The organism is Luteibacter aegosomatissinici (assembly GCF_023078495.1).
Classification (GTDB): Bacteria; Pseudomonadota; Gammaproteobacteria; order Xanthomonadales; family Rhodanobacteraceae; genus Luteibacter; species Luteibacter aegosomatissinici.
This window is the reverse complement of the sequence record NZ_CP095742.1, coordinates 3,848,324-3,871,239: the sequence shown is the minus strand read 5'-3', so window position 1 is coordinate 3,871,239 and position 22,916 is coordinate 3,848,324. Positions and strand designations below refer to the sequence as shown.

Here is a 22,916-nt window from a genome sequence, read left to right as displayed (position 1 = left end):
GCAATGAAAATCAAGGAAACTCACAAGATAGGTCGTGACGGAAGGCGGCTTGACGGTGTGTCCAGCACTCGTTCAACCATTCATGACCTGAGGTCATACGACGCGGCGAAGCACCTTCTTGGATCAATGCGCGTCCCAATCCTTCTTCACGCCGACGCTCCGCACGAGCGACTCTTCTTAGCGAACTTCGACGGTACAGGTAATGATGTGGATGGTGACCCGCATCACATGACGAATGTAGGTCGTTTCGCTGAGCAGCTTAAGGCGAAGAAGGATTCTCGCATTTCGTCATTCTATGTTGCGGGGCCTGGGACCCAATCGGGGTTCGTTCTGCGATTGGTTGATGGCGCCGTAGGCTATTCGCACGATGAACGCGTTGAGATCATGCGGAAGCGTCTTTCACTAAAGGTTGAAGAATGGTTGGCTGAGGATCCGGAAGCGCGTATCAGGGTCGTATCGACAGGCTTTAGTCGGGGCGGTGAGGAGGTCATGTCCTTCTCGCGAAGGCTTCACGATGAAGGTGTCTCGACAAAGGTCGGTCGAGACCGAAAGCAGCTGATTCGGGCGGGAACAATCCCACAAGCCGTCGCGCTGTTTGACCCCGTCGCCACGGGTCACCCAACTCGCCATGATCGCCGTGTGTCGCCTTCGGTGGTTGCTGGCTTCCAGGTTACGGCCAAGGACGAGCGGCGTAGCCAGTTTCCGTCATCCATGATCATTCCGCAGGGGCTCTCGGCTGACCGTCGGTTGCTCGCCATCACTGTACCTGGGGCTCATTCTGACGTGGGCGGCAGTTACCACGAGGATGGCTTGGCCCGCGCAAGTGGCAACCTGATGATCGACTTCATTGACGGACTCAGCGAGCAGAGGCTACTCGAGCGCTATCAACTTTACGACGACGTCCAAAGGTATCCGATTCATCGTTCGGAAGAGCACTCCATTATTTACGACACTCGTGTCCACGATCGCCTGGGGGCTAGGGGCGTGCGTGGCGCGCAGAAAGGTGCGCCGGATTGCCGTCCCGTTGTGCGATGTGCATTGCCGGAAGGAACGAGCGAAGAAGTCCTTGCTCAGGTGCCAGATAGGGCGCGCGTACACGTGGGCGAAGTGCCGTCAGAAGTCATGGATCTTGACCTTCAGTTCAAGCATGACTTGTTACGAGATGCCGCGCCGTTGACCGGAAGGGATCGTGGCGAGGATGCCCTTGACATAGAAGGCCATGAAGCCCGCCCAGAACCTTTCGCTGAGCCGAAAATTCAGCCTGTCTTGAGTTCGGAAGGGCAGATCGAACACGCCCGCGACAACCGCATCGAGTTCAGCCGCTTTCCGTGGCTTGAGCCCGATGCCCCGGTCGTACCCGCACCCACCAGCCCTGCGCACCCCGCTCACCGTGACCACCGTCTCTACAACTCAATCCACGACCAGCTAACCACCCTCCACGCCGAAGAAGGCATCACCCTTTCCGACCAGCAAATGGAACGGCTTGCGCACTGTTCGGTCGCTCAGGCCAGGCGCTGCGGGATGACCGACGTGACGCACATGAGCCTCGGCCAGGACAAGCAAGGCAACATTGAGCCGGAAGTGCATATGTACCAGGCGTTCCGCGGCGACCTTGATGATCCTCGTACCAGGTGGGGCAAGGTCGACGCGCTGGAGGCCTTCCAGACACCTGTCGCAACAGCTTCCCAGGATCTGCAGATGGCTAACCAGCAGTGGGAGCAGATGGCGCAGGACCGGCAGATGCAGTTGAGCCAGCAGCAGGAGCAGGGAATGTCGATGTCGCGCTGATTTTGCCGACCAGGCTATGGCGCCCAAGGGCCTCCCGGCCCTAAGCTGTGCCCCGCGCCAACCTTACCGGGGAATCCATGCCTGCCGTCGACCGCAAGCGCGTCGTCATCGCGTTCGTTGTCCTGTGTGTCCTCTACCATGCGGCAGAGGGCCTTGGCGGGCATGTATTCCATAGCCTGGCGGTTTCGGGGGCTTTCCTGGTCGCGATGCTCGCGGTGGCGTGGCCGCTGGGGCGCTGGCTGGGCTTCAAGGGTTATGACGCCTACGCGCTCGAGTGGCGCCGGAGCACGCTAGTGCTCCTTTCCGGCGGGCTGGTGCTGGCCCTGCTGCTGAAGTACGTGGCGGTCTGTGTCGGCATGGGCCTGGGTGTATACGCCGCACGTGCACCTGAAACGGCTGCCGCGGCCGCCATGTCGTTCGCTACGTCGCTGCCGTGGGCCTTGCTGGTGACGTTCGTTCCCTCGGTCGCCGAGGACCTCCTGGCGCGTGGCTTTATCTATCGCGCCACACGCATCGCGTGGTCGCCCTGGGCCTTCGTCCTGGTTTCCGCGGTGGTCCATGTGCTGAACCATATGTATAGGCTGGGCAGCGGTGCCGGCGAATGGGTGATGCTGTTCTTCTTTGGGGTGGCGTATGCGACGGCAGTCGTTCGGGCCGGCACCCTGTGGCTCGCCGTGGGCCTGCACTGGGGCTGGAACCTGGCGAACCAGCTGATCGATACGGTGCTGCCCTACGACATCGTCATGCCCGGCTGGGCGCCCTACCTGTCGGCCGCAGCGCACGTCGTGATGCTGGGCGTCTTGTTCGCCGTTCCCACGAACCTGGAAGGCGACGACCTGCACGCCGATCCGGCGTGAGGCACCGTTAGAAGTGAACGACGAACGCCAGCGTCGTCGTGACCTGGCGGCGGGCACCGAAATCGCGCACGAGCGGGCTATCGGCTGCATTGCCGTACAGGCGCGCATACGACAGCGCCACCGCGAAGCCCGTATGCAATGAGGTAGGCACGAAGGCGTCGTATTCGAGGTTGGCGGAGTGCCAGCCAGCGCCCGGCTGGTAGGGCGCCGTGCCGATCGCCTGCGCCTCGGATGGCGTGACGCCGAAGAAGCGCGTCATCGCGGCGCCGTTCATGCCTTCCACCTGCAGTTCCAGCGAGTGCTGGATGTACCACACATCGGGAAGTTGCCAATCGGCGTAGAGGGCCGCGTAAGCGCCGGCGCCACTCGTGTCATGCGCGACGTGGGTGCCCACGCTGAGCTTCTTGTCGAACGCGTATTCCAGATAGCCACCACCTTGCCAGCGCGGCGACAGCGAGGCCACCTTGCCGCCCAGTTGGGGGCCCAGCTCGTTACGGGTACGGCCCCAGAGCCAGTTGCCATACAGGCCGCCGTGCCAGTGCTCTCCGTGGATCACGTCGAGGGTGAGCCCATCGGTGGTCGACACCTCACCCACGCCCGGCAGCTCGATATCGATATACGGCACGGCCTGGTTGCGCGTGTCCTTTGAGCCCTGCCATGCCGGCATGCGCTGGATGCCAGCGCCAAACGCATAGGTCGGGGTGTCGTCGTCGGCATGGGCCACGGTGCAGGCGGCCAGCGCAAGAAGGAGGGAAAGGCTCGTGCGGCGCATGCGTAAAAACAGGACGGGGAGAGCGGCAGGGTGCCACAACGTGCTTACAAGTTGCTTTCAGTAAAGGGAAAGGGATGGGAAAGGATGGGCCCCTAGCCTTCGCAACATCCTGACACCGGTGCCCGTTACGTGCTCACTTCGCCCGACTGGAACATCCTCTGCGACTTCGACGGCACCATCGCCGTGGAGGACGTGATCGATTCGCTGCTCGATCGCTACGGCCGCCCGGGCTGGGAAGTGCTTGAGCGCGACTGGCGTGAGGGCCGCATCGGTTCCGCCGTGTGCATGGCCGGGCAGGTGGCGTTGCTCGACATGAGTGATGACGAACTGCGTTCGCACCTCAATGGCTTGCATATCGACCATGGTTTCGCTGCCTTCGTGAAGGCCACGATCGACCTGGGCATTCCCATGGAGATCGTCAGTGATGGCCTCGATCACGCGATCCACGCCATCTTGAAGAACCACGGTATCGACAGCCTTCCGACGGTGGCCAACCATCTCAAGCAGTCAGCACCACGTGCGTGGAACCTCACCTCGCCGTTCTCAGCCGATGGCTGCCGCAGCGGCACCTGTAAATGCGCCCGTGTCGACGTGGCTCGCGCCCGCGGTGGCAAAACGTTGCTCATCGGCGATGGCGCCTCCGACTTCTGCGCCGCCGATCGCGTCGATTTCGTATTCGCGAAGAATCGCCTTATCGAGCATTGCCGCGCCGCCGGCATCCCGTACGCACCTATCGCCAGCTTCGATGAAGCGCTGGCGCTGCTCCCCGATCTGCTCGACGGCCGCCTGCCGCCGAAAACCGTCCTGCCCACTTCCGTGCCGAACACCGTGGAACTGCCTGTATGAATATTCTCTCCCGCAACCCCGATATCGTGATCGACGACGCGGCCCTGCTGGCCGATGAAGCCAAGTACTGCTCGTTTGGCGATACCGTGCACTACGTCGATCCGCCGAAGATCTTCCGCCACGCTGAAGGCAGCTACATCTACGACAGCGAGAACATCCCGTTCCTCGACCTGCAGATGTGGTACTCGGCCGTGAATTTCGGCTACGGCAACAAGCGCCTGAATGATCGCCTGAAGTCGCAGATCGACCTGCTGCCGCAGGTGGCCAGCCAGTACCTGCACCAGGGCAAGATCGAGCTCGCCAAGACGATCGCCGTGGATGCCAAGCAGAAGTTCGGTATCGACGGCCGCTGCCACTTCAACGTCGGTGGCGCGCAGGCGGTGGAAGACTCACTCAAGCTCGTGCGTAACGCCAAGGGCGGCAAGAGCCTGATGTTCGCCTTCGAAGGCGGCTACCACGGCCGCACGCTCGGTGCGTCGTCCATCACCTCGAGCTACCGCTACCGTCGCCGCTTTGGTCACTTCGGTGAGCGCGCGCAGTTCATTCCGTTCCCGTACCCTTTCCGCCGCCCGAAGGGCATGACCCCGGAAGAATACTCGGACGCGTGCGTGCGCCAGTTCGAGCGCCTCTTCGAAACCGAATACAACGGCGTGTGGGACCCGAAGGTGGGTGAGGCCGAGTACGCCGCGTTCTATGTCGAGCCTATCCAGGGTACCGGCGGCTACGTCATCCCGCCGAAGAACTTCTTCATCGACCTGAAGAAGGTGCTCGACAAGTACGGCATCCTCATGGTGGTCGATGAAATCCAGATGGGCTTCTGGCGCACCGGCAAGCTGTGGTCGATCGAGCACTTCGGCGTTACCCCCGACGTCCTCGTGTTCGGCAAGGCGCTGACCAACGGCTTGAATCCGTTGTCCGGCATCTGGGCGCGCGAAGAACTGATCAACCCCACCGTATTCCCGCCGGGATCCACGCATTCCACGTTCAACTCCAACCCGCTCGGCACCGCGCTGGGCCTGGAAGTCATCCAGATGGGTTATGAGCTGGATTACGAGACCAAGGTGGCGGAGAAGGGTAAGCACTTCCTGGATGGCCTGCGTGACCTGCAGAAGCGCCACAAGGAAATCGGTGATGTCGACGGCCTGGGCCTGGCCCTGCGCGCCGAGATCTGCACCGACGATGGCTTTACGCCGAACAAGGCGCTACTCGATCGCATGGTCGATATCGGCCTGGCCGGCGGCCTGACTCACGAAGGAAAGAAGATCGGCCTCGTGCTCGACGTGGGCGGCTGGTACAAGAACGTGATCACGTTCGCCCCGTCGCTCGATATCAGCCACGATGAAATCGACCTTGCCATTGCGCTGCTTGACCAGCTGCTGACGCTGGCCAAGCGCGGCTGACATTCCGGGTTGGCTTGCAATGGCCTTCGTGAACCAGCTCGAGCCGGATGCGCTGCTCGAGCACTTCGAGCACCACCCCCCGCGCGGGTTCACCCCGACGCGTGCGGGGGATGGTGCTCCGCTTTTCTCCACGGATTTTGATCTGCTCACCACGGCGGATGCATCGCTGCGTGAGCGGATTACCCGTTTGCCCTTCCAGTGGTTCCTGAAACGCCTGCTGCGCATGCGTACCTGCTTCGTGGGTACGACGGTCTCCGAGTACGCCTTGTTCAATGCCGGCAGTCATCCCGTGATGATGGCTGCCGATCTGTCGGCGCGGTACGGCAAGCAGCAGCCGCTGCTGATCGTGAAGGACCTGGCTTTGGATTCGCCGCTGACCTCGGCGGCCGAGCGTGCGTGGACGCGGCGGTTCATCGATGCGGCACGTGATCGCGGCTACCTGATCATCGAAGGCCAGGCGCTGGCCTATGTGCCCATCAACTTCGCCAGCGTCGATGAGTACCTTGGGCGGCTCTCGTCGTCCCGTCGGAAAAACCTTCGTCGCAAGTTGCGCACTCGGGGAGAGCTGCAGGTCGACGCCATTCAGACCGGCGAAGCATTCCGTGCCGACGGCGCGGTCGACGAGGTCTACGCGCTGTTCGAGAACGTGTACGCCCAGAGCGAAGTGCACTTCGACAAACTTTCCCGCGAGTTTTTCGCGGCCACCCTTCGTGAACCTGGTGGGGTGGTTTTTACATACAGGCACGCCGGCCGGCTCATCGGCTGGAACCTCTGCTACGAGCATGGCGGCAAGCTGCTCGACAAGTACGTGGGCTTTTCCTACCCGGCGGCGCGCGACCTCAACCTGTATTTCGTCAGCTGGTTCGTGAACCTGGAGTACGCGTTGTCCCGGGGACTTACGCACTACGTGGCCGGCTGGAGTGATCCACAGGTTAAAGCGGAGCTTGGGGCCAGCTTCCATCTTACGCGGCACGCCGTGTTCATCCGGAATCCGCTGCTGCGCGCCGTCATGTCCCGGTTCCGGCACCACTTCGAAACCGATAGCCAGTGGGTGCCACGCGCCGATGCAACCCATCGTTCTTGATCTGGATGGCTCGGTCGGCGAGCTGCCCGATCGCCTCGTCGTTCCGCTCCGCGAATACGAAGAGAGCGTGCGGTTCGGTTGCTCGGTAAGCCGCCTTCGCCGTCTCGGCCTGACCATCGATGCCACGCTGCCGCGTGAACACGGCACCGTGTTCCTCGGTAGCGGCGATTTCCATCACCTGACATGGCCCCTGGTCGCCCGTGTCCCCGGAAAACAGGCGTTCCAGGTGGTCGTGCTCGATAACCACCCGGATAACATGCGCTTTCCGTTTGGCGTGCACTGTGGGTCGTGGGTTCGGCGCGTGGCGATGATGCCGCGGGTGACGCACGTTCACGTCATCGGCATCACATCCCACGATATCGGAAAGGGCCACGCATGGGAGAACTACCTCGGCCCGCTTAAGGCCGGGAAACTCACCTACTGGTCCAATGGTGTGGATACACGCTGGGCAGCCCGCTTCGGCCTGGAAACGGCGTTCCGGTCGTTTCCCGATGCCGACGCGATGGTCGAAGATTTCGTGGCGATGCAGACCGGCGCCGGCCAGCCGGTCTACCTGTCGATCGACAAGGATGCCTATGCGCCCGATGTGGCGATGACCAACTGGGACCAGGGTACGCTGAGCGAAGCGGGTGGGGATGCCATCATTCGCAGCTTGCGTGGCCGCATCATCGCCAGCGATGTGACCGGCGATATCTCACGCCACGTCTATAAAAGCTGGTGGAAGCGGCGGCTGAGCGCCATGGACGACCAGCCCGACATCGATCCGCTTCGCCTGCGCGGGTGGCAAGAGCAGCAGCACGCCCTCAATCTGCGCCTGCTCGGCGTCATTCACGGATAGCTCGCTCGGGACGCCTGTCATAGCAGCATCGTCCGCGATTCAGGCGGCGGTTTTGGTGGCCTTGGCCAAGAGGGAATTCCACCTCGAGTGCTGTTATGAATTGGCTGCCAGCGCGCCGCATGCAATGGCCCAAAGTCTCATGGCTTCATCGGTACAGGCCAGTGCAATCTGTTCACTGGCCGGATCGTCTGAGTAATCGCTACATCGTCACCAGCGGCCGATGATGTGCTGGACCAGCAAACTGGTCAGCGCCACGGCCGCCCACGTGCCCAGGCCCAGCAGGATGGGGCGGGGGCCCGTTTTCGCCATGCGGCGCAGGTCGGCGGAGAGGCCGATGGCGGTCAGCGCCACGATGATCAGGCATTCCGCGATGAAGTGGATGATGGGGACAAGTGCTTCAGGGACGAGGCCGGCGGTACGAATACCTGAGGCCACCAGGAACCACAGGATGAACCAGGGGAAGATCTTCGCCAGGCTGAAATCACCCGCGCCGCCGCGCTTCTGTCGCCACGCGACGATGAAGGCGATGGTCAGGCTGATCGGGATGATCAGCGTGGCGCGGGTAAGCTTCACGATGGTCGCGTAATCACCCGCGGCGTGGCTGTAGCTGTAGCCCGCAGCCACGACCGACGAGGTGTCGTTGATCGCCGTACCTGCCCACAGGCCAAAGCCCAGGTCGGACAGACCCATCGCATGCCCGAGCAACGGGAACATCAGCACGGCCACCAGGTTGAACAGGAAGATGGTGCTGATGGCGAATGCGGTGTCGTGGTCATCGGGTTTGATGATGGGCACCACGGCGGCGATAGCCGAACCACCGCAAATGGCAGTGCCCACACCGATCAGGACCTGTAGCTTGTCGTGCACGCGCAGGACGCGGCCAAGGCCCCACGCGACCAGGCCAGCGGCTGCGACGGTGGCCAGGGTGACCGAGAGCGATTCAAGCCCGGTTTTCGCCACCTGGTTCAGGCTGAGCCCGAAACCCAGGGCAATGATCGACCACTGCAGGATCTGCTTCCCCGCGAAACGAATGCCCGGCTGGAACGTCGCCGAAGGGGCTGCGAAGTGCCGCACGAGAATACCGAGGACGATGCCGCAGACCGCGCCGCCCACCAGGGGCATCAGCCTACCAAGGCCGAAAGCCACCGCCGCGACGGCGAAGGCGAGGAGGATGCCTGGCAGGCGGGATTCGGGCGCAGGAGTGGCGGCGACGGTGGACACGGCAAAGGCCTTGGGTTGATCAGGACGGATAAATTGTCCGCTCATCCAGCCAATAAGGATATTGAAGATGACTGATTGAAGGCATAAGGTTTGCTTATGCATGCCTTCAGCCCTCGCCAGTTGGAAGTCTTCGTTGATATCGCCACCACGGGCAGCGTGCGCGCTGCCAGTGAGCGGCTGCACCTCAGCCAGCCTGCGGCCTCGATGGCGCTGGGTGAGCTGGAGCGGCAGATCGGCGAACCGTTGTTCGATCGCGAACGCGGGCGCCTTCGGCTCAACGACCGGGGGCGCAACCTGTTGCCGCTGGCGCGCGAGCTCGTGGAGCGGCATGCCGAGTTTGCGCGGCGTGCATCCGGCGCCGTGACGGCCCTGAGCGGCGAGCTACGGGTAGGTGCCAGCAATACCGTAGGCAATTACCTCGTTGGCGATCTCGTGGGCCCCTTCGTCGATGCCCACCCCACGGTCGCCTTGCGCCTTACGGTCGCCAACACCGACCGCATTGCGCAGGGCGTACTCGACCACGACGTCGATATCGGTTGCGTGGAGGGGCCGGTGGCGCACCCGGCGCTTGAGGCACGCCCATGGCGTGAGGATCGGCTCGTCGTGTGTGCGCGGCCCGCACACCGACTGGCTGGAAAGAAACGCCTGAAGCGCGAGGACTTTGCCGGTGAGCGTTGGGTGTTGCGTGAACGTGGGTCAGCCACGCGCGCGCTGAGCGAGCGGGCGCTCGCGGAACTGCCCGAAGGACGAACTGTCCTGGAGCTCGACCAGTCCGAAGCAATCAAACAGGCCGTCATCGCGGGGTTAGGCATCGCCTGCCTGCCCGAGGTGGCCGTCACGGACGCGGTCGCCACCGGGCGGCTGGCGGTACTGGCTACACCGTTCCTCGACTTGCGCCGGACGCTGTCGGTGCTGTTGCACCGGCAGCGGTACCGGGGGGCGGTTTTGGAGGCATTTCTTGGGGCGTTGGGGTAGGTAAGCTTGCCGCTTTACCGCCTCGTTGGCTTTTCGCGCGCGAGCGCGCTCCTACATGGTCTATTTCAGGACGCAGCGGTTCTTGCCGCTGCGCTTGGCTTCGTACATCGCCTCGTCCGCGGTGGAGACCAGGCGGTCGTAGGCATCGCCGGGCTGGAACATGGTGACGCCGATGCTGGCACCGATCTTCGCCGGGATGCGCAGGTCGGCCACGGAGAGCGTGTACGGCTCGGCGATGGCATCGCAAAGGGTCTGGCAACGCGCGACCGCCGCCTGCCCGTCACTGGTGTCGTGCAGGAGCACGGCGAATTCGTCACCACCCAGCCTCGCCACCGTGTCGCTGCCGCGCGTGCGCGCATCGACCCGTGCTGCGATCGCCTTCAGCAATTCGTCGCCGGCGGCGTGGCCGTGGCCATCATTGACGCCCTTGAAGCCGTCGATATCGATGTAAGCCAGGGCAAAAGGAGCCCCACCCGCATTGGCGGTAGCCAGGGCGGCCTCGAGCCGTTCGCGGAACAGTACGCGGTTGGGTAGCCCCGTGAGCGCATCATGCGTCGCCTGGTGGCGCACCAGTTGTTCCATGCGCGTGCGCTCGGCCACTTCGGTGGTGAGCTGCTGGTTTCGCACGGATAGTTCATCCAGCGCGTGTTGCAGCAGCGCGCGGGCGCGGTACAGCTCCAGGAAGATCTTCACCTTCGATTGCAGGATCGCATCGTTGATGGGCTTGGCAATGTAATCCACGGCGCCCGCCGTGTAGCCCTTCATGCGGTTGAGGTCATCGGCGTAGGCGGCCGTCACGAAGATGATGGGCGTTTCGCGCAGGTGCTCGGTCTCAGTGATCAGCTCGGCGACTTCGAAGCCATCCATGCCGGGCATGTTCACGTCGAGAAGCACCAGTGCGAACTGGTGGTCCAGGCACAGGGCAAGCGCATCGTTACCGTTGCTGGCTTCGAAAATATCGGCGTCGGCGCGCGCAAGCAGGCGGCGCATGGCCACGAGGTTGGCGGGGGTATCGTCGACGACAAGGATCTTGGGGCGAATCGGGGTCATGGGATGCAGAGTTCGTTAAGTCGTTGCGCAATGTGGTCAAGCGAAAGGCAGGCATCGGCCCCGGCGATATCGAGGCCGGCGCGGGGCATCACATCGGATTCGGCGCTGGCCGGGTCCTGCACGATGGCGTATCCGCCGGCGTGCCTTACGGCCTTCAGGCCCGTGGCGCCATCGGAATTGGCGCCCGTCATGAGTACGGCGACGAGGCCGCCCTGCCATGCGTCGGCGGCCGTCTCAAACAGCACATCAATCGAGGGACGTGCGTACGTGACGCGCGCATCCACGCTGAGCGAGAAGTGTGCGTTGGGCTCCACCAGCAGGTGGTAGCCACTGGGCGCGACGTGCACCACGCCCGGGTCGGCGGGTGCACGCTCGGCGGCTTCCACCACGGGCAGGGCCGACACCCGGGCGAGGATCTCCACCAGCAGCGATACATCCGCGGAGCCCGTATGGCAACAGATCACCACCGGCACGGCGAGCCGCCGGTCCAGCGCGGGGAGCACGCGCTGCAACGCCGCGAGGCCTCCTGCGCTGCAGCCCATCGCGATGGCGGTGCGTGCGGTCATCGTGCCAGCGGCCTCGCCATCGATGCGCTGCTAGCCTGGTAGATCCGCAGGGGTGCGTCCACGTCGCTGAAACATGCGGCGGCGGGCGAGAAATCAATGTTCTCGCGTGTTCCCAGGCACAGGAAGCCGCCGCGCACCAGGCTATCGCGGAACAGGGCCAGCGTATGGTCCTGCAGGCTGTTGTTGAAGTAGATGAGCACGTTCCGACACAGGATAAGATGCGCCTCGCAGAACACCTCATCGGTCACCAGGTTGTGGTTGAAGAAGGTGACGTTGCGCCGCAAACGCTGGTCGAGCTTGATGAAGTCGTAGCGCGCGCTGTAGTAGTCGCTGAACGATTTCAGGCCGCCCGCTTCGATGTAATTGCGCGACCAGTCGCGCGCATCGCGCGTCGCATAGATGCCTTCCGCGGCGACGTGTAGCGCCGCATCGTTGAAATCCGTGGCATAGATGCGCGCACGGTCGTAGAGGCCGGCTTCTTCAAGCAGGATGGCCAGTGAATACACCTCCTGCCCGTGGGCGCATCCCGCCTGCCAGATGTTGATCTCCGGGTACGAAGCCAATATCGGTAGGACCTTGTCGCGCAGGGCGCGGAAGACCGGCGGGTCGCGGAACATCTCCGAGACGGGCACGGACAAGCCTTCGATAATCCGGGTGACGAAGCCTTCCTCGTGCAAAAGCCGCCGGTTCAGTTCACTGATCGTGCCGGCATCGTGCGTGCGCACCAGCTGCTGCACCCGGCGCTTGAGCGACGCCGGGGCGTAATTGCTGAAGTCGTAGCCGTGGCGCCGTTGCATGGCGCGGACGAACAGTTCGATCTCGATGTCCTCGACGTCCACCTCAGACCCTTGCCGGCAGCCAGACGCGAATCATCGAGAGCAAACGGTCCACATCGATGGGCTTGGACAGGTAGTCGTTGGCACCGGCCTCCAGGCATTTCTCGCGATCGCCGCGCATGGCCTTGGCGGTAAGCGCAATGATGGGCACGTTGGCGACGGCGGGCTTGGCGCGGATCGCGCGCATGGTGTCGTAGCCATCCATCACCGGCATCATGATGTCCATGAGCACCAGTTCCAGATCGGCGTCCTTGTCCAGCACATCGAGGGCCTTCTGGCCATCCTGCGCCATCACCACATCGATACCCTTGCCGCGCAAGACTTTCGACAGGGCAAAGAGATTACGCATATCGTCGTCCACGAGCAGGATGCGGCGGCCGCGAAGGCTGGCCTCGTCCATGCCGCTGGCAGGCGTCGCGCGCTCGATGGCGGCGGCGCTGCCACCCTGGCGGATCGAATGCAGGAACAGGCTCACCTCGTCCAGCAGACGGTCAGGGGAGCGCGCACCCTTCACCACGATGCTGTCGGTGTACTGGCGGATCTTCATGCTCTCCTCGCGGGAGAGGTCGCGGCCCGAATACACGACTACCGGCGGGGTGTGCCCCGACTGGGACAGGTGCTCGAGGAACTCCATGCCCGACATGCCGGGCAAGCCGAGGTCGAGCACGATGCAGTCGTAAGCCACCTGGTTGGTCTTCGCCAGTGCTTCCTCGCCCGAGGCGGCATCGTCGATCACCACGTTGTCGTCTTTCAGCAACGTGCGCACAGCGGTGCGCGCGCTCGCATCATCATCCACGACCAGCAGGTGGCGTGTGCGGCCCTCGGCAAAGTGGAGCAGGCGATCGAACGCCGTGGCGATGGATTCGCGGCTCACCGGCTTCGTCAGGAAGCCAACCGCACCCAGCTCCATGCCGCGGCTGGCATCATCCGTGGCGGAGATGAAGTGAACCGGGATATGACGCGTGGCGGCGTCGTGTTTCAGCCGCTCGATCACCGTCCAGCCATCCATGCCCGGCAGCATCACATCAAGCAGGATGCCGGTGGGGCGGTACTGGCGGGCCAGCGCCAGGCCGGTCTCGCCATCCGCCGCAGCAAGCACGCGGTGGCCCTTGCGGTGGATCATATCGGCAAGGATCCGCGCAAATGCGGGGTCGTCCTCCACCACGAGGATGGTGGTATCGCCGGGCGCGATCGTCGCACGGTCATCATCGATTGATTCGGCAATAAGCGACGGGGACAGCGGAAGCGTGGCTTCGGCTGCCGCCTGCTCGAGCGACACTGGTTCGGCGCGGTCCACCGCGTGTGCCGGGGCCTCTTCGGGAAGGAAGATGGTGAACGTGCTACCTGCACCCACTTCGCTTTCCAGGGTGATGTCGCCGCCCATCAGCATGGCGATGCGCCGTGAAATGGCCAGGCCGAGGCCGGTGCCACCGTACTGACGGCTCGTGCTTGCATCCACCTGTTCAAAGGCGTGGAACACGCGCTGGAATTTCTCCGGTGGAATGCCGATGCCGGAATCGGTGACGGCGATGCAGATAGCACGGGCCGGGTCCAGCCCGGCAGGGAGCGTAGCGCTGGCAGCGGGACGGCCTATCCGCACGCGCACGCTGCCGCTGGCGGTGAACTTGAAGGCATTGCTCAGCAGGTTGTTCACGACCTGCTCCAGCTTGCCGGCATCGGTCTGGATGCTCGCGGGAAGGTTCTCTTCCAGCTTCACCTCGAAGGCGAGCTTCTTTTCCTGCGCCACATGGTTGAACGTGCGGCCGAGCGTGCGGGCAAGATCGGCGAGCGGGAGCTTGTCGACCATCAGCTCCATCTTGCCGGCCTCCACCTTGGACAGGTCGAGGATGTCGTTGATCAGTCGGAGCAGGTTGGAACCGGCATCGTGGATGATGCGCGCGGATTCCACCTGTTCGCCGGTGAGGTTTTCTTCGTCGTTATCGGCCAGGCTGCGCGACAGGATGAGCAGGCTATTGAGCGGCGTCCGCAGCTCATGCGACATGTTGGCCAAGAATTCGGACTTGTACTGGCTGGCGCGGGCCAGCTCTTCGGCCTTCTCGTGGGTTTCCTTCTGCAGGGCCTCCAGCGCGTCCTTCTGGTGATTGAGCGTCAGGCCCTTCTCGCGCAGCTCTTCGTTAGAGGCGTGCAGTTCTTCGGTCTGTACACGCAACTCTTCCTCGGATGCGATCAGCCGCTGTGACTGCTCCTGCAGTTCGGCGGTCTTCGCGTGCAGTTCGCTATTGGTGGCCTGCAAGGCATCCTGCTGGTGGCGCAGGGCCTCCTCGGATGTGCGCAGCTCATCCGCCTGGCTCTGGGTCTGTTCCAACAGGTCGCGGGTGCGCAGTGCGCGAGCCAGGTTCTCCAGCGAAAGCGCAACGATGGGCATCAGTTCATCGATCAGCCGCTCCTGCAGCCCGGTCAGGTGGTCGAAGCTGGCGATCTCGATAACGCCCATCAGGGTATCGCGGGACATGACCGGAACGACCACGACACTGCGCGGCGCGGCTTCGCCGGTACCCGAGTGGATGCGCGTGTAATCCTCGGGGATATCCTGCAGCACGATCGTCTGCTGGTTCGCCGCGGCCTGACCCACCAGGCCTTCGCCCAGCGCGTACTCCGCAGTGACATGGCGGCGCTGGCGGAAGCCGTAGCTGCCGGTCAGTTCCAGGCGCTGGGCTTCTTCACGGTAGATGTAGAAGACGCCCACGCCCGCCTTGAGCGAGGTGACCATCTCGGTGACGAGCGCGTCGGCGAACTCGCGGTAGGTGGTGCACTCCTGCAGACGGTTGGACACCGTGGTGACCGCCGACTTCAGCCAGGTCTGGCCTGCCGTCTCGATCGACATGTCCTTGAACACCTGCAAGGCGCGGGCGATCTCGCCGATCTCGTCACGGCGATTGCGCTGGCCCACCTCGATGGTGTGGTCGTGCCGTGCGAGGCGGGTCATCAGCTCGGTCATGCGCACCAGCGGGCGCGTGATCAGCCGGAACGTCATGAAGATGACGGCGGCGCCGGTCAGCAGGCACAGCACCAGCGAAAGGATATCGATGGTCTGTGTCGCGGCGAGCGTGGCGTCCAGTGCGGCGTTGCGCTTTTCGAGCAGCGTGCGCTCGGTGGCCGCCATCTCGTCGATGAGCTTGCGGATATCGGTCATGACCACGGTACGGCGCGCGAAGTAGTCGCGGCGGATGCCGTCGCGCGCCAGCGAGCCTTCGGGCGTCGCTGCGTTGCCGATGGCACGCATGGGCTCCAGGCCATTCTTCAGCGCCTCGACCTTCCAGCGGTCAAGCATGTCCTGCAGGCGGTCGATCCGGCCTTGCTGCAACGGGTTGTCGGCGGTGAGCGTGCGTAGTTTGCCAACGCTTACCGCAAGATCGCGATCCGCCGCCTCGAAGTCGGCGTATTCCGTGTCCGCCTGGTTCAGCATGTACCCGCGGGCGGCCACCTGGCGCTGCTGGGCATCGGCGCCGACATCGGACAGGGTAAGCAACACCACGTAGGTGTGGGTCGCCCACGCCCGGGTCTCGTTTTCGCGCCCCAGCGATACCAGGTTGGCAATGCAGGCCGCCACGAACAGGGCGAGCAGGGTACCGATGGCGAGGATGATCTTGCGCTGGAGGGGCTGGTCAGCCAGCCATTGGCGCTTTGCGTCGGTGGAAGTCATGCGATGACCGGTAGTGGGACGGAGTGGGCGGCGCGCCCGTGGGTCGAGCGTAATGGGTAGTACTACATACGGGCGTTCGCCTTCCTTGGCGGACGACACATTATCGGCAGGTCAGGCGGCAGGCTTGACCTTCGGTCGTGCCCAGAACGGTGGCACCAGGCTGCCGCGGCGGAGCGCGATACCCAGCAATACCGCCGTGAGCGTGGAGCAGATGCAAAGGGCTACGACCGAGGCCTCGGCCCCGAACTCGCCACCCGTGAGCCAATCCGGTCCCTGCATGGTGGACGCCAGCCAGCCCTTTTGTTCGAACCCGGATACCGGGATGCCGTAGAACGGGCCCTGGGCGACGTTCCAGGCGGCGTGGACACCCATGCACAGCCATAGCGAGCGGGTCACGTGGTAGATCAGGCCAAACAGCAGGCCGGCCTCCAGGGCGATGGCCAGGGCGCTCCACGTGGTGGCGTGCGGGTTCCATATGTGCATGAAGCCGAAGAAGGCCGCCGACAGCAGCAGGCTGATCCAGGTGCCAAGGCCCTCTTCGACGATACGAAACAGGACGCCGCGGCTGACGATTTCCTCGCCCACTCCGGCGCCTACGCCCAGGACCAGTACAAGGCCCAGCCAGGGGATGCCCTGGTTGGTGCCGTGCACGACATAGGCGCCCAGCGCCCACAGTGCGCCTACCACCAGTGAGAAAAGGACAAAGCCGGCCGCGAGCCCGAGCAGGACGTGGGGCACGAGCTTGCGCAAGGCCAGCTCCTCCACGCGTCGATTCTCGATGGTGCGTACCAGCAGCCAGTACGCCAGCACCACGGGTAGCAAGCGGAACAGCTCGATCAGCGGGGTGACCTCACCAAACGGCAGGCTGCCGCGGGGAAGCCCCAGGCCGCTGTAGATCCGGCTGCAGACCATGCCGATGAGCCAGGCGCTGATGGCGAAGGCCAGGATGCGACCCACGGGAGAGCGCAGCAGGCGGAGGGGCAGCGACGGCGGGGCCGCGGTAGCGTCGTGGGTCGTCATGGGCTCGCAGTGTGTGTGAAGTGTGCGGGGTGCAGTCTACGCAGGCATGATGGTGCTCCGATACAAGATCGTTCCAAACCCACCCGGTATCGTTCCGGGCGGGAGGCACCCTGGCCCCGAAGTCACCGGAATCACCGATGTCGAAGCCGTACGATAACGATCCCTCCAGCCCGATGAACCGTCAGGCGCAGACGTTTCCGCGCCTGGATGACGAGATGGCGTCCCGGGTGGTGCACTACGGCGTGGAAGAGCTTGTGCCCAAAGGCACCATGCTGTTCCAGCGCGGCCAGCGCCGGGTCGATTATTTCTTCGTGCTCGAGGGCTCGATCGAGGTTTATGACATCGGCAGCGATGGCGAGCCACGCATCGTCGTGACCCACGGCCGGCACCAGTTCACCGGTGAGGTCGACCTGTTCAGCGGCCGCCAGACCATGGTGAACGGCCGCACCGGGTCCGATTCGCGCATTGTCCGGGTGGACCCGGCGAACTTCCGCCGCCTGATCGCGGGCGAGCCGGATATCGGCGAGATCATCATGCGCGCCTTCATCCTGCGCCGGGTGGGTCTCATCCAGAGCGGGCAGGGCGGCGTGTGGCTGGCTGGTTCCGCCCATGCGGCCGATACCGTGCGCCTGCGTAGCTTCCTTATCCGCAACGGCTACCCGCACAAGCTGCTGGACACCGATATCGATGAGGATGCCCGGCACCTAATCGAAGGCTTCGGCCTGCAGCCGGATGAATGCCCGGTAGTGATCCTGCCGGACAAGCGCGTGCTGCGCTGCCCGACAACCACCGAATTGGCCGATGAGCTGGGCATCACGATCGAGCTGGACAGCGACCACATTTACGACGTCGCCGTGATAGGCGGCGGCCCCGCTGGCCTGGCCGCCGCGGTGTACGCCGCCTCCGAAGGGCTGGAAACCGTGGTGCTCGAGGCGCTGGCGCCTGGCGGCCAGGCGGGCACCAGCTCCAAGATCGAGAATTACCTGGGCTTCCCCACCGGCATTTCCGGTCAGGCCCTCGCCGGCCGGGCGCAGGTGCAGGCCATGAAGTTCGGCGCACACATGGCCATTGCCCGTGAGGTGCGCAGCATGGATTGCGGCAGCCATCCGTATAAATTGCACCTGGATAACGGTTCGATGGTGACGGCGCGCTCGGTGGTGATCGCTACCGGCGCCCGCTATCGCAAGCTGGCCCAGGTGGATTACGAGCGTTTCGAAGGGCAGGGCATCCAGTACGCCGCCACGGCGATGGAAGCCACGCTGTGCGCCAACGAAGAAGTGGTGGTCGTGGGTGGTGGGAACAGCGCCGGCCAGGCTGCGGTGTTCCTGGCTCGCTCCGCGTCGCACGTGCATATCCTGGTGCGCGGCGAAGGCCTGGCCGCGACCATGTCCGATTACCTCGTGCAACGGATCGCGCAGTCGCCGCGAATCACGCTGCATCCGTACTGCGAGATCGATCACCTCGACGGCGACGCGTACCTGCGTGAAGTGGGTTGGTACTGCGTGAAGACCAATGTGCAGGAGCGGCGCAAGGTCGCCAGCCTGTTCGTCATGATCGGCGCTGAACCGAACACGGCGTGGCTGCAGGGTTGCCTGGACCTGGACAAGAAAGGCTTCGTGCTTACCGGCCGCGATGCCGATGGCTACGCCACGCCATCGCCGTACGCGACCACGTTGCGTGGGGTGTTCGCGGTAGGTGACGTGCGCTCAGGCTCGGTCAAGCGCGTGGCTGCGGGTGTGGGCGAAGGCTCGGTGGTCGTCCACGCCATCCACCGCTTCCTGCACCCCTCGCCCGTCTAGCGCTTGTGTAGGAGCGCGCTCCTACGTTGGTCTTCAAACCTCGACGGCAGCCGCGTGCTCGCGTGTAGCCGAGAAACGCACCTGCGGCCAGCGCTCCTGGGCGAGTTGCAGGTTCACCCGGGTGGGCGCGAGATAAACGAGTTCGCCTGCCGCATCGATCGCGAGGTTGGCGGCGTTCTTTTCCTTGAACTCTTCCAGCTTCTTTTCATCGCTGCAGTGCACCCAGCGCGCGGTGGCGACGCCGACCTGTTCGAAACTCGAATCGACGTTGTATTCGTCCTTCAGGCGGTACGCCACCACATCGAACTGCAGCACGCCCACGGCGCCGAGGATGAGGTCGTTGGACATGAGCGGGCGGAAGAACTGCGTGGCGCCTTCTTCGGAAAGCTGGGCCAGGCCCTTCTGCAGCGCCTTCATCTTCATCGGATCGCGCAGGCGTGCGCGGCGGAAAAGTTCCGGGGCGAAGTTCGGGATGCCGGTGAACGACAGGCCCTCGCCTTCGGTGAACGTATCGCCGATCGTGATGGTGCCGTGGTTGTGCAGGCCGATGACATCACCCGGGTACGCACGCTCCACGATTTCACGATCGCTCGCCATGAAGGTGAGCGCGTTCGCGATACGCACTTCCTTGCCCGTACGCGTCTGCTGCATCTTCATGCCCGCCGTGTAGGTGCCCGAGCAGATGCGCATGAAGGCGACGCGGTCGCGGTGCGCCGGGTCCATGTTCGCCTGGATCTTGAACACGAAGCCGGTGAGCTTTTCTTCTTCCGGGAGCACTTCGCGCGAAAGCGTGTTACGCGAGCGCGGCGACGGCGCATGCTCCACGAAGAACTCGAGCAGCAGTTCCACGCCGAAGTTGTTCACGGCCGAGCCGAAGAACACCGGGGTCTGCTTGCCGGCGAGGTACGCCTCGACATCGAACGGGTTGGAAGCACCGAGGACAAGTTCAAGCTCGTCGCGTGCTTCCTGCAGGGCGGCCTCACCGATACGTGCGATGAGTTCCGGGTTATCCAGGCCGCCCTTGAAGATGGTGGAATCCTGGCGGGTGAAGTTCTTGCCGGGCTCGAAGATGTGCACCTCATCGAGCAGCAGGTGGTACACGCCCTTCAGGCGCGAACCCATGCCGATCGGCCAGGTCACCGGCGCGCAGGCGATGCCCAGTACCGATTCGACTTCATCGAGCAGTTCGATCGGCGAGCGACCCTCGCGGTCGAGCTTGTTGATGAAGGTCATGATCGGCGTATCGCGCAGGCGGCACACTTCCATGAGCTTGATAGTGCGTTCTTCCACGCCCTTCGCGCAGTCGATGACCATCAGCGCCGAGTCGACGGCCGTGAGCACGCGGTACGTATCTTCCGAGAAGTCCGCGTGGCCCGGGGTGTCGAGCAGGTTCACGATGGCCCCGTTGTACGGGAACTGCATCACCGAGGACGTGACCGAGATGCCGCGCTCCTTTTCCAGCGCCATCCAGTCGGAGGTGGCGTGGCGGGCGGCCTTGCGGCTCTTCACCGAGCCGGCCATCTGGATGGCGCCGCCGAACAGCAGCAGCTTTTCGGTCAGGGTGGTCTTGCCCGCGTCAGGGTGGCTGACGATGGCGAAGCTACGCCGCCGCTGGGTCTCGGTGAGGTGTGAAGACATGGAATCTGGGGTCGCATCGAAGGGCTAACCCCATATTCTAGCGCGGATTTACCCCGGGAACGCCGCCGCCAGCCAGCCGGGTACCTCAATGCCTTTTTCGCGGAGGAATGCCGGGTTGAACAGCTTGGCCTGGTAGCGCATGGCGCTGTCACATAGCACGGTGACCACGGTGTGGCCCGGGCCCAGGTGGCGGGCCAGGCGGATGGCCCCGGCGATGTTCACACCGCTGGAGAGCCCGACGCCATAGCCCTCGTGGCGCAGCAAGCGGTGGATCTCGGGGATGGATTCCGTGTCGGGGATAGACCAGGCCAGATCGATCGGGGCATCCAGGAAATTGGCGGTAAGCCGGGCGTTGCCGATGCCCTCGGTGATGGAACTGCCCTCTGCCTTGGCCTCGCCAGTGGTCACGTAGCTGGCCAGGGCGGAGCCTGCCGGGTCGGCCAGGGCCACGATGACGTCCGTTTGCCGGGAACCCTGCTGCCGGGCCTCCTGGGACAGGGCCTTCAGTGCCCGGCCGACCCCGGCGATGGTGCCGCCCGTGCCCGATGCGCAGACAAAGCCGTCGACCCTCCCGCCGGTCTGCTCCCAGATCTCGGGCCCGGTGTGGTCCTCGTGCCACTGGCGGTTGGCCAGGTTATCGAACTGGTTGGCGAACCAGGCGCTGCCCGGATCCTGGGCATTCATCTCGTCCGCAAGGCGCCGGGCGGTGGCCGCGTAGTGGTTCGGGTCGGTCCAGGTCACCGCGGGCACCAGCTTCACCTCGGCCCCGGCGGCTCGCAGGGCATCGATCTTCTCGCGGCTCTGCGTATCGGGCATGACGATGAGGCTGCGATAGCCCCGGCTGTTGCCAAGCAGGGACAGGCCGATGCCGGTGTTGCCGGCGGTGCCTTCCACCACGGTGGCCCCGGGGCGGAGCAGGCCCTGGGCCTCGGCGTCGTCCAGCAGGCCCAGGGCCGTCCGGTCCTTCACCGAGCCACCCGGGTTCAGGAACTCGGCCTTGGCCAGGATCTCGCAGCCGGTGGCCTCGGAGGCCTGGCGCAGGAGCAGGAGAGGGGTGTGGCCGATGCCGGCGCTTAAGGTGGGGTAGGTAGCCATGCCCAGATGTTAACCCGTGCCCCCGCCAAACCCATACAGACGGCCAAACGCCCGCGACGGGGCCGGAGCCCCTGTAGGGGCGCGCTTGCGCGCGATGGGGCCTGCCGCAAGCCCCATCGCGCGCAAGCGCGCTCCTACAGTGATCCTGTCGATGGTTTCGCAAGGTTTTGGAGGTTTAGACGTCTATACGGCTGTTGACACGCCGTGGATCGGCGCGTAACCTCGGTTCCACTCATCGAGACCGGCTGAGGGACAGGCCCTTTGAAGCCGGGGCAACCTGCGGATTTCCGCAACGGTGCCAACTCCTGCGGTGCGTGGTTCGCCACGCAACCCGATAGATGGGAATGTCCAGACCGGGCGCGATTCCGCGTACCGCGCCTGGCAGTCCGGCTACAGGTATCCGCAGGGCTCGATCCCGACAGGAACCCGGACATGCCAGCAGAGCCCCTCACCGTGATCCCCCTCTCCGAAGCAGCCGTGACCGCCGCACCGCGTGGCGCCGCCGATCTCACCGAGCAGCGTGGTACCCGTCGCGTGTCCATCACGCCCAAGTACGGCAGCGAGCCGGTGGCGGTGGACGTGCGCTACCTGTGGTGCGGTGCCCCCAACGCGCCCACGGTGATCGTGCAGGGTGGTATCTCCGCCACCCGCGATGTCTGCGCGGGCCGTGAGCGCCAGGGCTGGTGGCAGGAGCTGGTGAGCCAGGGCGGTGCCATCGATCTGTCGCATTGCCGCGTCCTCTCCATCGACTGGCTCGTGCCTGCCGATATCGAAGGTGTGGAATCGGTATCCAGTGAAGACCAGGCCGCGGCGCTTGCCGCGCTCGTCGATGAGCTGGGCATCGGCCGCGCGCAGGCGTTCATCGGATCGTCGTACGGTGCCATGACCGGCCTCGCCTTCGCGGCCAACCACGCCGACAAGGTGAAATCGCTCGTGCTTCTCGCCGGTGCGCATCGCCCGCATCCGCTCTCCACGGCGCAGCGTTCGGTGCAGCGTGGCATCGTGCGCCTCGGTATCGAATCGGGCCGCACCGACGAAGCACTGGCGCTCGCACGCCAGCTGGCGATGACCACGTATCGCGGCAGCGAAGAGTTCTCGCGCCGCTTTGCCGCGGGTCCGGAACTGCGCGACGGCCGCTTCTACTTCCCGGTGGAAGATTACCTGGAGCACGCAGGCCGCCGCTTCGTCGAGCGCTTTGATCCGCAGCGCTTCCTGGCGCTGTCCGAATCGATCGACCTGCACGATATCGCGCCGGAGCGCGTGCACGCACCGACCACCCTGGTGGGCTTCCCCTCCGATCGCCTGGTGCCGCTTTCCGATCTGTGTGAACTACAGCGCCGCATCGGCGGCACCGCCACCCTCGAAGTCGTGGATTCGCCGTACGGCCACGACGCCTTCCTCAAAGAAACCGTGCAGCTCGCCCCCGTGCTGCGTCACGCACTCAACGACTGTTGCGGAGCCCTCTGA

18 protein-coding genes and 1 riboswitch are annotated in these 22,916 nt (G+C 64.3%); of the genes, 9 read left to right on the top strand and 9 right to left on the bottom strand.

Features of this window, described 5'->3' with window-relative positions; translation table 11 throughout:
- Window positions 1-3: 3 nt before the first annotated feature.
- Both L2Y97_RS17430 and L2Y97_RS17425 read left to right on the top strand, forming a co-directional pair.
- Window positions 4-1,788, top strand: a complete 1,785-nt coding sequence (locus tag L2Y97_RS17430) for a T6SS phospholipase effector Tle1-like catalytic domain-containing protein (RefSeq protein WP_247429117.1) — start codon at window positions 4-6, stop codon at window positions 1,786-1,788.
- 77 nt (window positions 1,789-1,865) lie between these two features.
- The gene (locus L2Y97_RS17425; protein ID WP_247429115.1) at window positions 1,866-2,645 is read left to right on the top strand and encodes a CPBP family intramembrane glutamic endopeptidase; all 780 of its coding nucleotides are present in this window, start codon (window positions 1,866-1,868) and stop codon (window positions 2,643-2,645) included.
- 7 nt (window positions 2,646-2,652) lie between these two features.
- On the opposite strand, the gene L2Y97_RS17420 is transcribed toward L2Y97_RS17425, so the two are convergent.
- Entirely contained in the window at window positions 2,653-3,417 is a 765-nt protein-coding gene (locus L2Y97_RS17420; RefSeq protein ID WP_247429113.1) for a MipA/OmpV family protein, read from the bottom strand.
- A gap of 129 nt (window positions 3,418-3,546) precedes the next feature.
- Between L2Y97_RS17420 and L2Y97_RS17415 the strand changes: the two genes are divergently transcribed.
- From L2Y97_RS17415 to L2Y97_RS17400, 4 genes are read left to right on the top strand one after another with little or no spacing between them, the layout of a single operon-like run.
- Entirely contained in the window at window positions 3,547-4,263 is a 717-nt protein-coding gene (locus L2Y97_RS17415; RefSeq protein WP_247429112.1) for an MtnX-like HAD-IB family phosphatase, read from the top strand.
- Window positions 4,260-5,663, top strand: a complete 1,404-nt coding sequence (locus L2Y97_RS17410) for an aspartate aminotransferase family protein (protein WP_247429110.1) — start codon at window positions 4,260-4,262, stop codon at window positions 5,661-5,663. The genes L2Y97_RS17415 and L2Y97_RS17410 overlap by 4 nt, the downstream gene beginning before the upstream one ends.
- 19 nt (window positions 5,664-5,682) lie before the next feature.
- Window positions 5,683-6,747 (top strand): GNAT family N-acetyltransferase, encoded by a 1,065-nt coding sequence (locus L2Y97_RS17405; RefSeq protein WP_247429108.1) that lies wholly within the window; start codon window positions 5,683-5,685, stop codon window positions 6,745-6,747.
- On the top strand, window positions 6,728-7,585 hold the full coding sequence (locus L2Y97_RS17400; RefSeq protein WP_247429106.1) for an arginase family protein: 858 nt from the start codon (window positions 6,728-6,730) through the stop codon (window positions 7,583-7,585). Before L2Y97_RS17405 ends, L2Y97_RS17400 begins: the two co-directional genes overlap by 20 nt.
- Window positions 7,586-7,792: 207 nt before the next feature.
- On the opposite strand, the gene L2Y97_RS17395 is transcribed toward L2Y97_RS17400, so the two are convergent.
- Window positions 7,793-8,851, bottom strand: a complete 1,059-nt coding sequence (locus L2Y97_RS17395; protein WP_425492861.1) for a YeiH family protein — start codon at window positions 8,849-8,851, stop codon at window positions 7,793-7,795.
- A 51-nt stretch (window positions 8,852-8,902) separates the two neighbouring features.
- Between L2Y97_RS17395 and L2Y97_RS17390 the strand changes: the two genes are divergently transcribed.
- The gene (locus L2Y97_RS17390) at window positions 8,903-9,781 is read left to right on the top strand and encodes a LysR substrate-binding domain-containing protein (RefSeq protein WP_247429102.1); all 879 of its coding nucleotides are present in this window, start codon (window positions 8,903-8,905) and stop codon (window positions 9,779-9,781) included.
- Window positions 9,782-9,841: 60 nt separating this feature from the next.
- Here L2Y97_RS17390 and L2Y97_RS17385 read toward each other — a convergent pair whose 3' ends face one another.
- The 5 genes from L2Y97_RS17385 to L2Y97_RS17365 all read right to left on the bottom strand — a co-directional run bounded on the left by L2Y97_RS17385 (window position 9,842) and on the right by L2Y97_RS17365 (window position 16,917).
- Window positions 9,842-10,831, bottom strand: a complete 990-nt coding sequence (locus tag L2Y97_RS17385; RefSeq protein WP_247429099.1) for a diguanylate cyclase domain-containing protein — start codon at window positions 10,829-10,831, stop codon at window positions 9,842-9,844.
- The gene (locus L2Y97_RS17380) at window positions 10,828-11,397 is read right to left on the bottom strand and encodes a chemotaxis protein CheB (RefSeq protein WP_247429097.1); all 570 of its coding nucleotides are present in this window, start codon (window positions 11,395-11,397) and stop codon (window positions 10,828-10,830) included. The genes L2Y97_RS17385 and L2Y97_RS17380 overlap by 4 nt, the downstream gene beginning before the upstream one ends.
- Window positions 11,394-12,236, bottom strand: a complete 843-nt coding sequence (locus L2Y97_RS17375) for a CheR family methyltransferase (protein WP_247429094.1) — start codon at window positions 12,234-12,236, stop codon at window positions 11,394-11,396. Before L2Y97_RS17375 ends, L2Y97_RS17380 begins: the two co-directional genes overlap by 4 nt.
- Before the next feature lies 1 nt (window position 12,237).
- Window positions 12,238-15,897, bottom strand: coding sequence for a response regulator (locus tag L2Y97_RS17370; RefSeq protein ID WP_247429091.1), 3,660 nt, complete (start codon window positions 15,895-15,897; stop codon window positions 12,238-12,240).
- 111 nt (window positions 15,898-16,008) lie between these two features.
- Complete coding sequence (locus L2Y97_RS17365; protein WP_247429089.1) at window positions 16,009-16,917, bottom strand: CPBP family intramembrane glutamic endopeptidase; 909 nt, start codon at window positions 16,915-16,917, stop codon at window positions 16,009-16,011.
- A gap of 137 nt (window positions 16,918-17,054) precedes the next feature.
- On the opposite strand from L2Y97_RS17365, the gene L2Y97_RS17360 reads away from it, so the two are divergent.
- Window positions 17,055-18,716 carry an FAD-dependent oxidoreductase gene (locus tag L2Y97_RS17360; RefSeq protein ID WP_247429087.1) on the top strand — a complete coding sequence of 554 codons (1,662 nt, stop codon included), beginning with the start codon at window positions 17,055-17,057 and terminating at the stop codon, window positions 18,714-18,716.
- Window positions 18,717-18,749: 33 nt separating this feature from the next.
- Here L2Y97_RS17360 and L2Y97_RS17355 read toward each other — a convergent pair whose 3' ends face one another.
- Together L2Y97_RS17355 and L2Y97_RS17350 are read right to left on the bottom strand one after the other, a co-directional pair.
- Window positions 18,750-20,354, bottom strand: a complete 1,605-nt coding sequence (locus tag L2Y97_RS17355) for a peptide chain release factor 3 (RefSeq protein WP_247429085.1) — start codon at window positions 20,352-20,354, stop codon at window positions 18,750-18,752.
- A 48-nt stretch (window positions 20,355-20,402) separates the two neighbouring features.
- The gene (locus L2Y97_RS17350) at window positions 20,403-21,449 is read right to left on the bottom strand and encodes a cysteine synthase A (RefSeq protein ID WP_247429084.1); all 1,047 of its coding nucleotides are present in this window, start codon (window positions 21,447-21,449) and stop codon (window positions 20,403-20,405) included.
- 229 nt (window positions 21,450-21,678) lie between these two features.
- Window positions 21,679-21,794: riboswitch (SAM riboswitch) on the top strand.
- Between the two features lie 87 nt (window positions 21,795-21,881).
- Here L2Y97_RS17350 and metX point away from each other — a divergent pair.
- Window positions 21,882-22,916 carry a homoserine O-succinyltransferase MetX gene (gene metX / locus L2Y97_RS17345; RefSeq protein ID WP_247429082.1) on the top strand — a complete coding sequence of 345 codons (1,035 nt, stop codon included), beginning with the start codon at window positions 21,882-21,884 and terminating at the stop codon, window positions 22,914-22,916.

Coding starts and splice junctions, on each gene's coding strand:
- L2Y97_RS17430 (WP_247429117.1), top strand. CDS start 4: ATGAAAATCAAGGAAACTCACAAGATAGGTCGTGACGGAAGGCGGCTT.
- L2Y97_RS17425 (WP_247429115.1), top strand. CDS start 1,866: ATGCCTGCCGTCGACCGCAAGCGCGTCGTCATCGCGTTCGTTGTCCTG.
- L2Y97_RS17420 (WP_247429113.1), bottom strand. CDS start 3,417: ATGCGCCGCACGAGCCTTTCCCTCCTTCTTGCGCTGGCCGCCTGCACC.
- L2Y97_RS17410 (WP_247429110.1), top strand. CDS start 4,260: ATGAATATTCTCTCCCGCAACCCCGATATCGTGATCGACGACGCGGCC.
- L2Y97_RS17405 (WP_247429108.1), top strand. CDS start 5,683: ATGGCCTTCGTGAACCAGCTCGAGCCGGATGCGCTGCTCGAGCACTTC.
- L2Y97_RS17400 (WP_247429106.1), top strand. CDS start 6,728: ATGCAACCCATCGTTCTTGATCTGGATGGCTCGGTCGGCGAGCTGCCC.
- L2Y97_RS17395 (WP_425492861.1), bottom strand. CDS start 8,851: ATGAGCGGACAATTTATCCGTCCTGATCAACCCAAGGCCTTTGCCGTG.
- L2Y97_RS17390 (WP_247429102.1), top strand. CDS start 8,903: ATGCATGCCTTCAGCCCTCGCCAGTTGGAAGTCTTCGTTGATATCGCC.
- L2Y97_RS17385 (WP_247429099.1), bottom strand. CDS start 10,831: ATGACCCCGATTCGCCCCAAGATCCTTGTCGTCGACGATACCCCCGCC.
- L2Y97_RS17380 (WP_247429097.1), bottom strand. CDS start 11,397: ATGACCGCACGCACCGCCATCGCGATGGGCTGCAGCGCAGGAGGCCTC.
- L2Y97_RS17370 (WP_247429091.1), bottom strand. CDS start 15,897: ATGACTTCCACCGACGCAAAGCGCCAATGGCTGGCTGACCAGCCCCTC.
- L2Y97_RS17365 (WP_247429089.1), bottom strand. CDS start 16,917: ATGACGACCCACGACGCTACCGCGGCCCCGCCGTCGCTGCCCCTCCGC.
- L2Y97_RS17360 (WP_247429087.1), top strand. CDS start 17,055: ATGTCGAAGCCGTACGATAACGATCCCTCCAGCCCGATGAACCGTCAG.
- L2Y97_RS17355 (WP_247429085.1), bottom strand. CDS start 20,354: ATGTCTTCACACCTCACCGAGACCCAGCGGCGGCGTAGCTTCGCCATC.
- L2Y97_RS17350 (WP_247429084.1), bottom strand. CDS start 21,449: ATGGCTACCTACCCCACCTTAAGCGCCGGCATCGGCCACACCCCTCTC.
- metX (WP_247429082.1), top strand. CDS start 21,882: ATGCCAGCAGAGCCCCTCACCGTGATCCCCCTCTCCGAAGCAGCCGTG.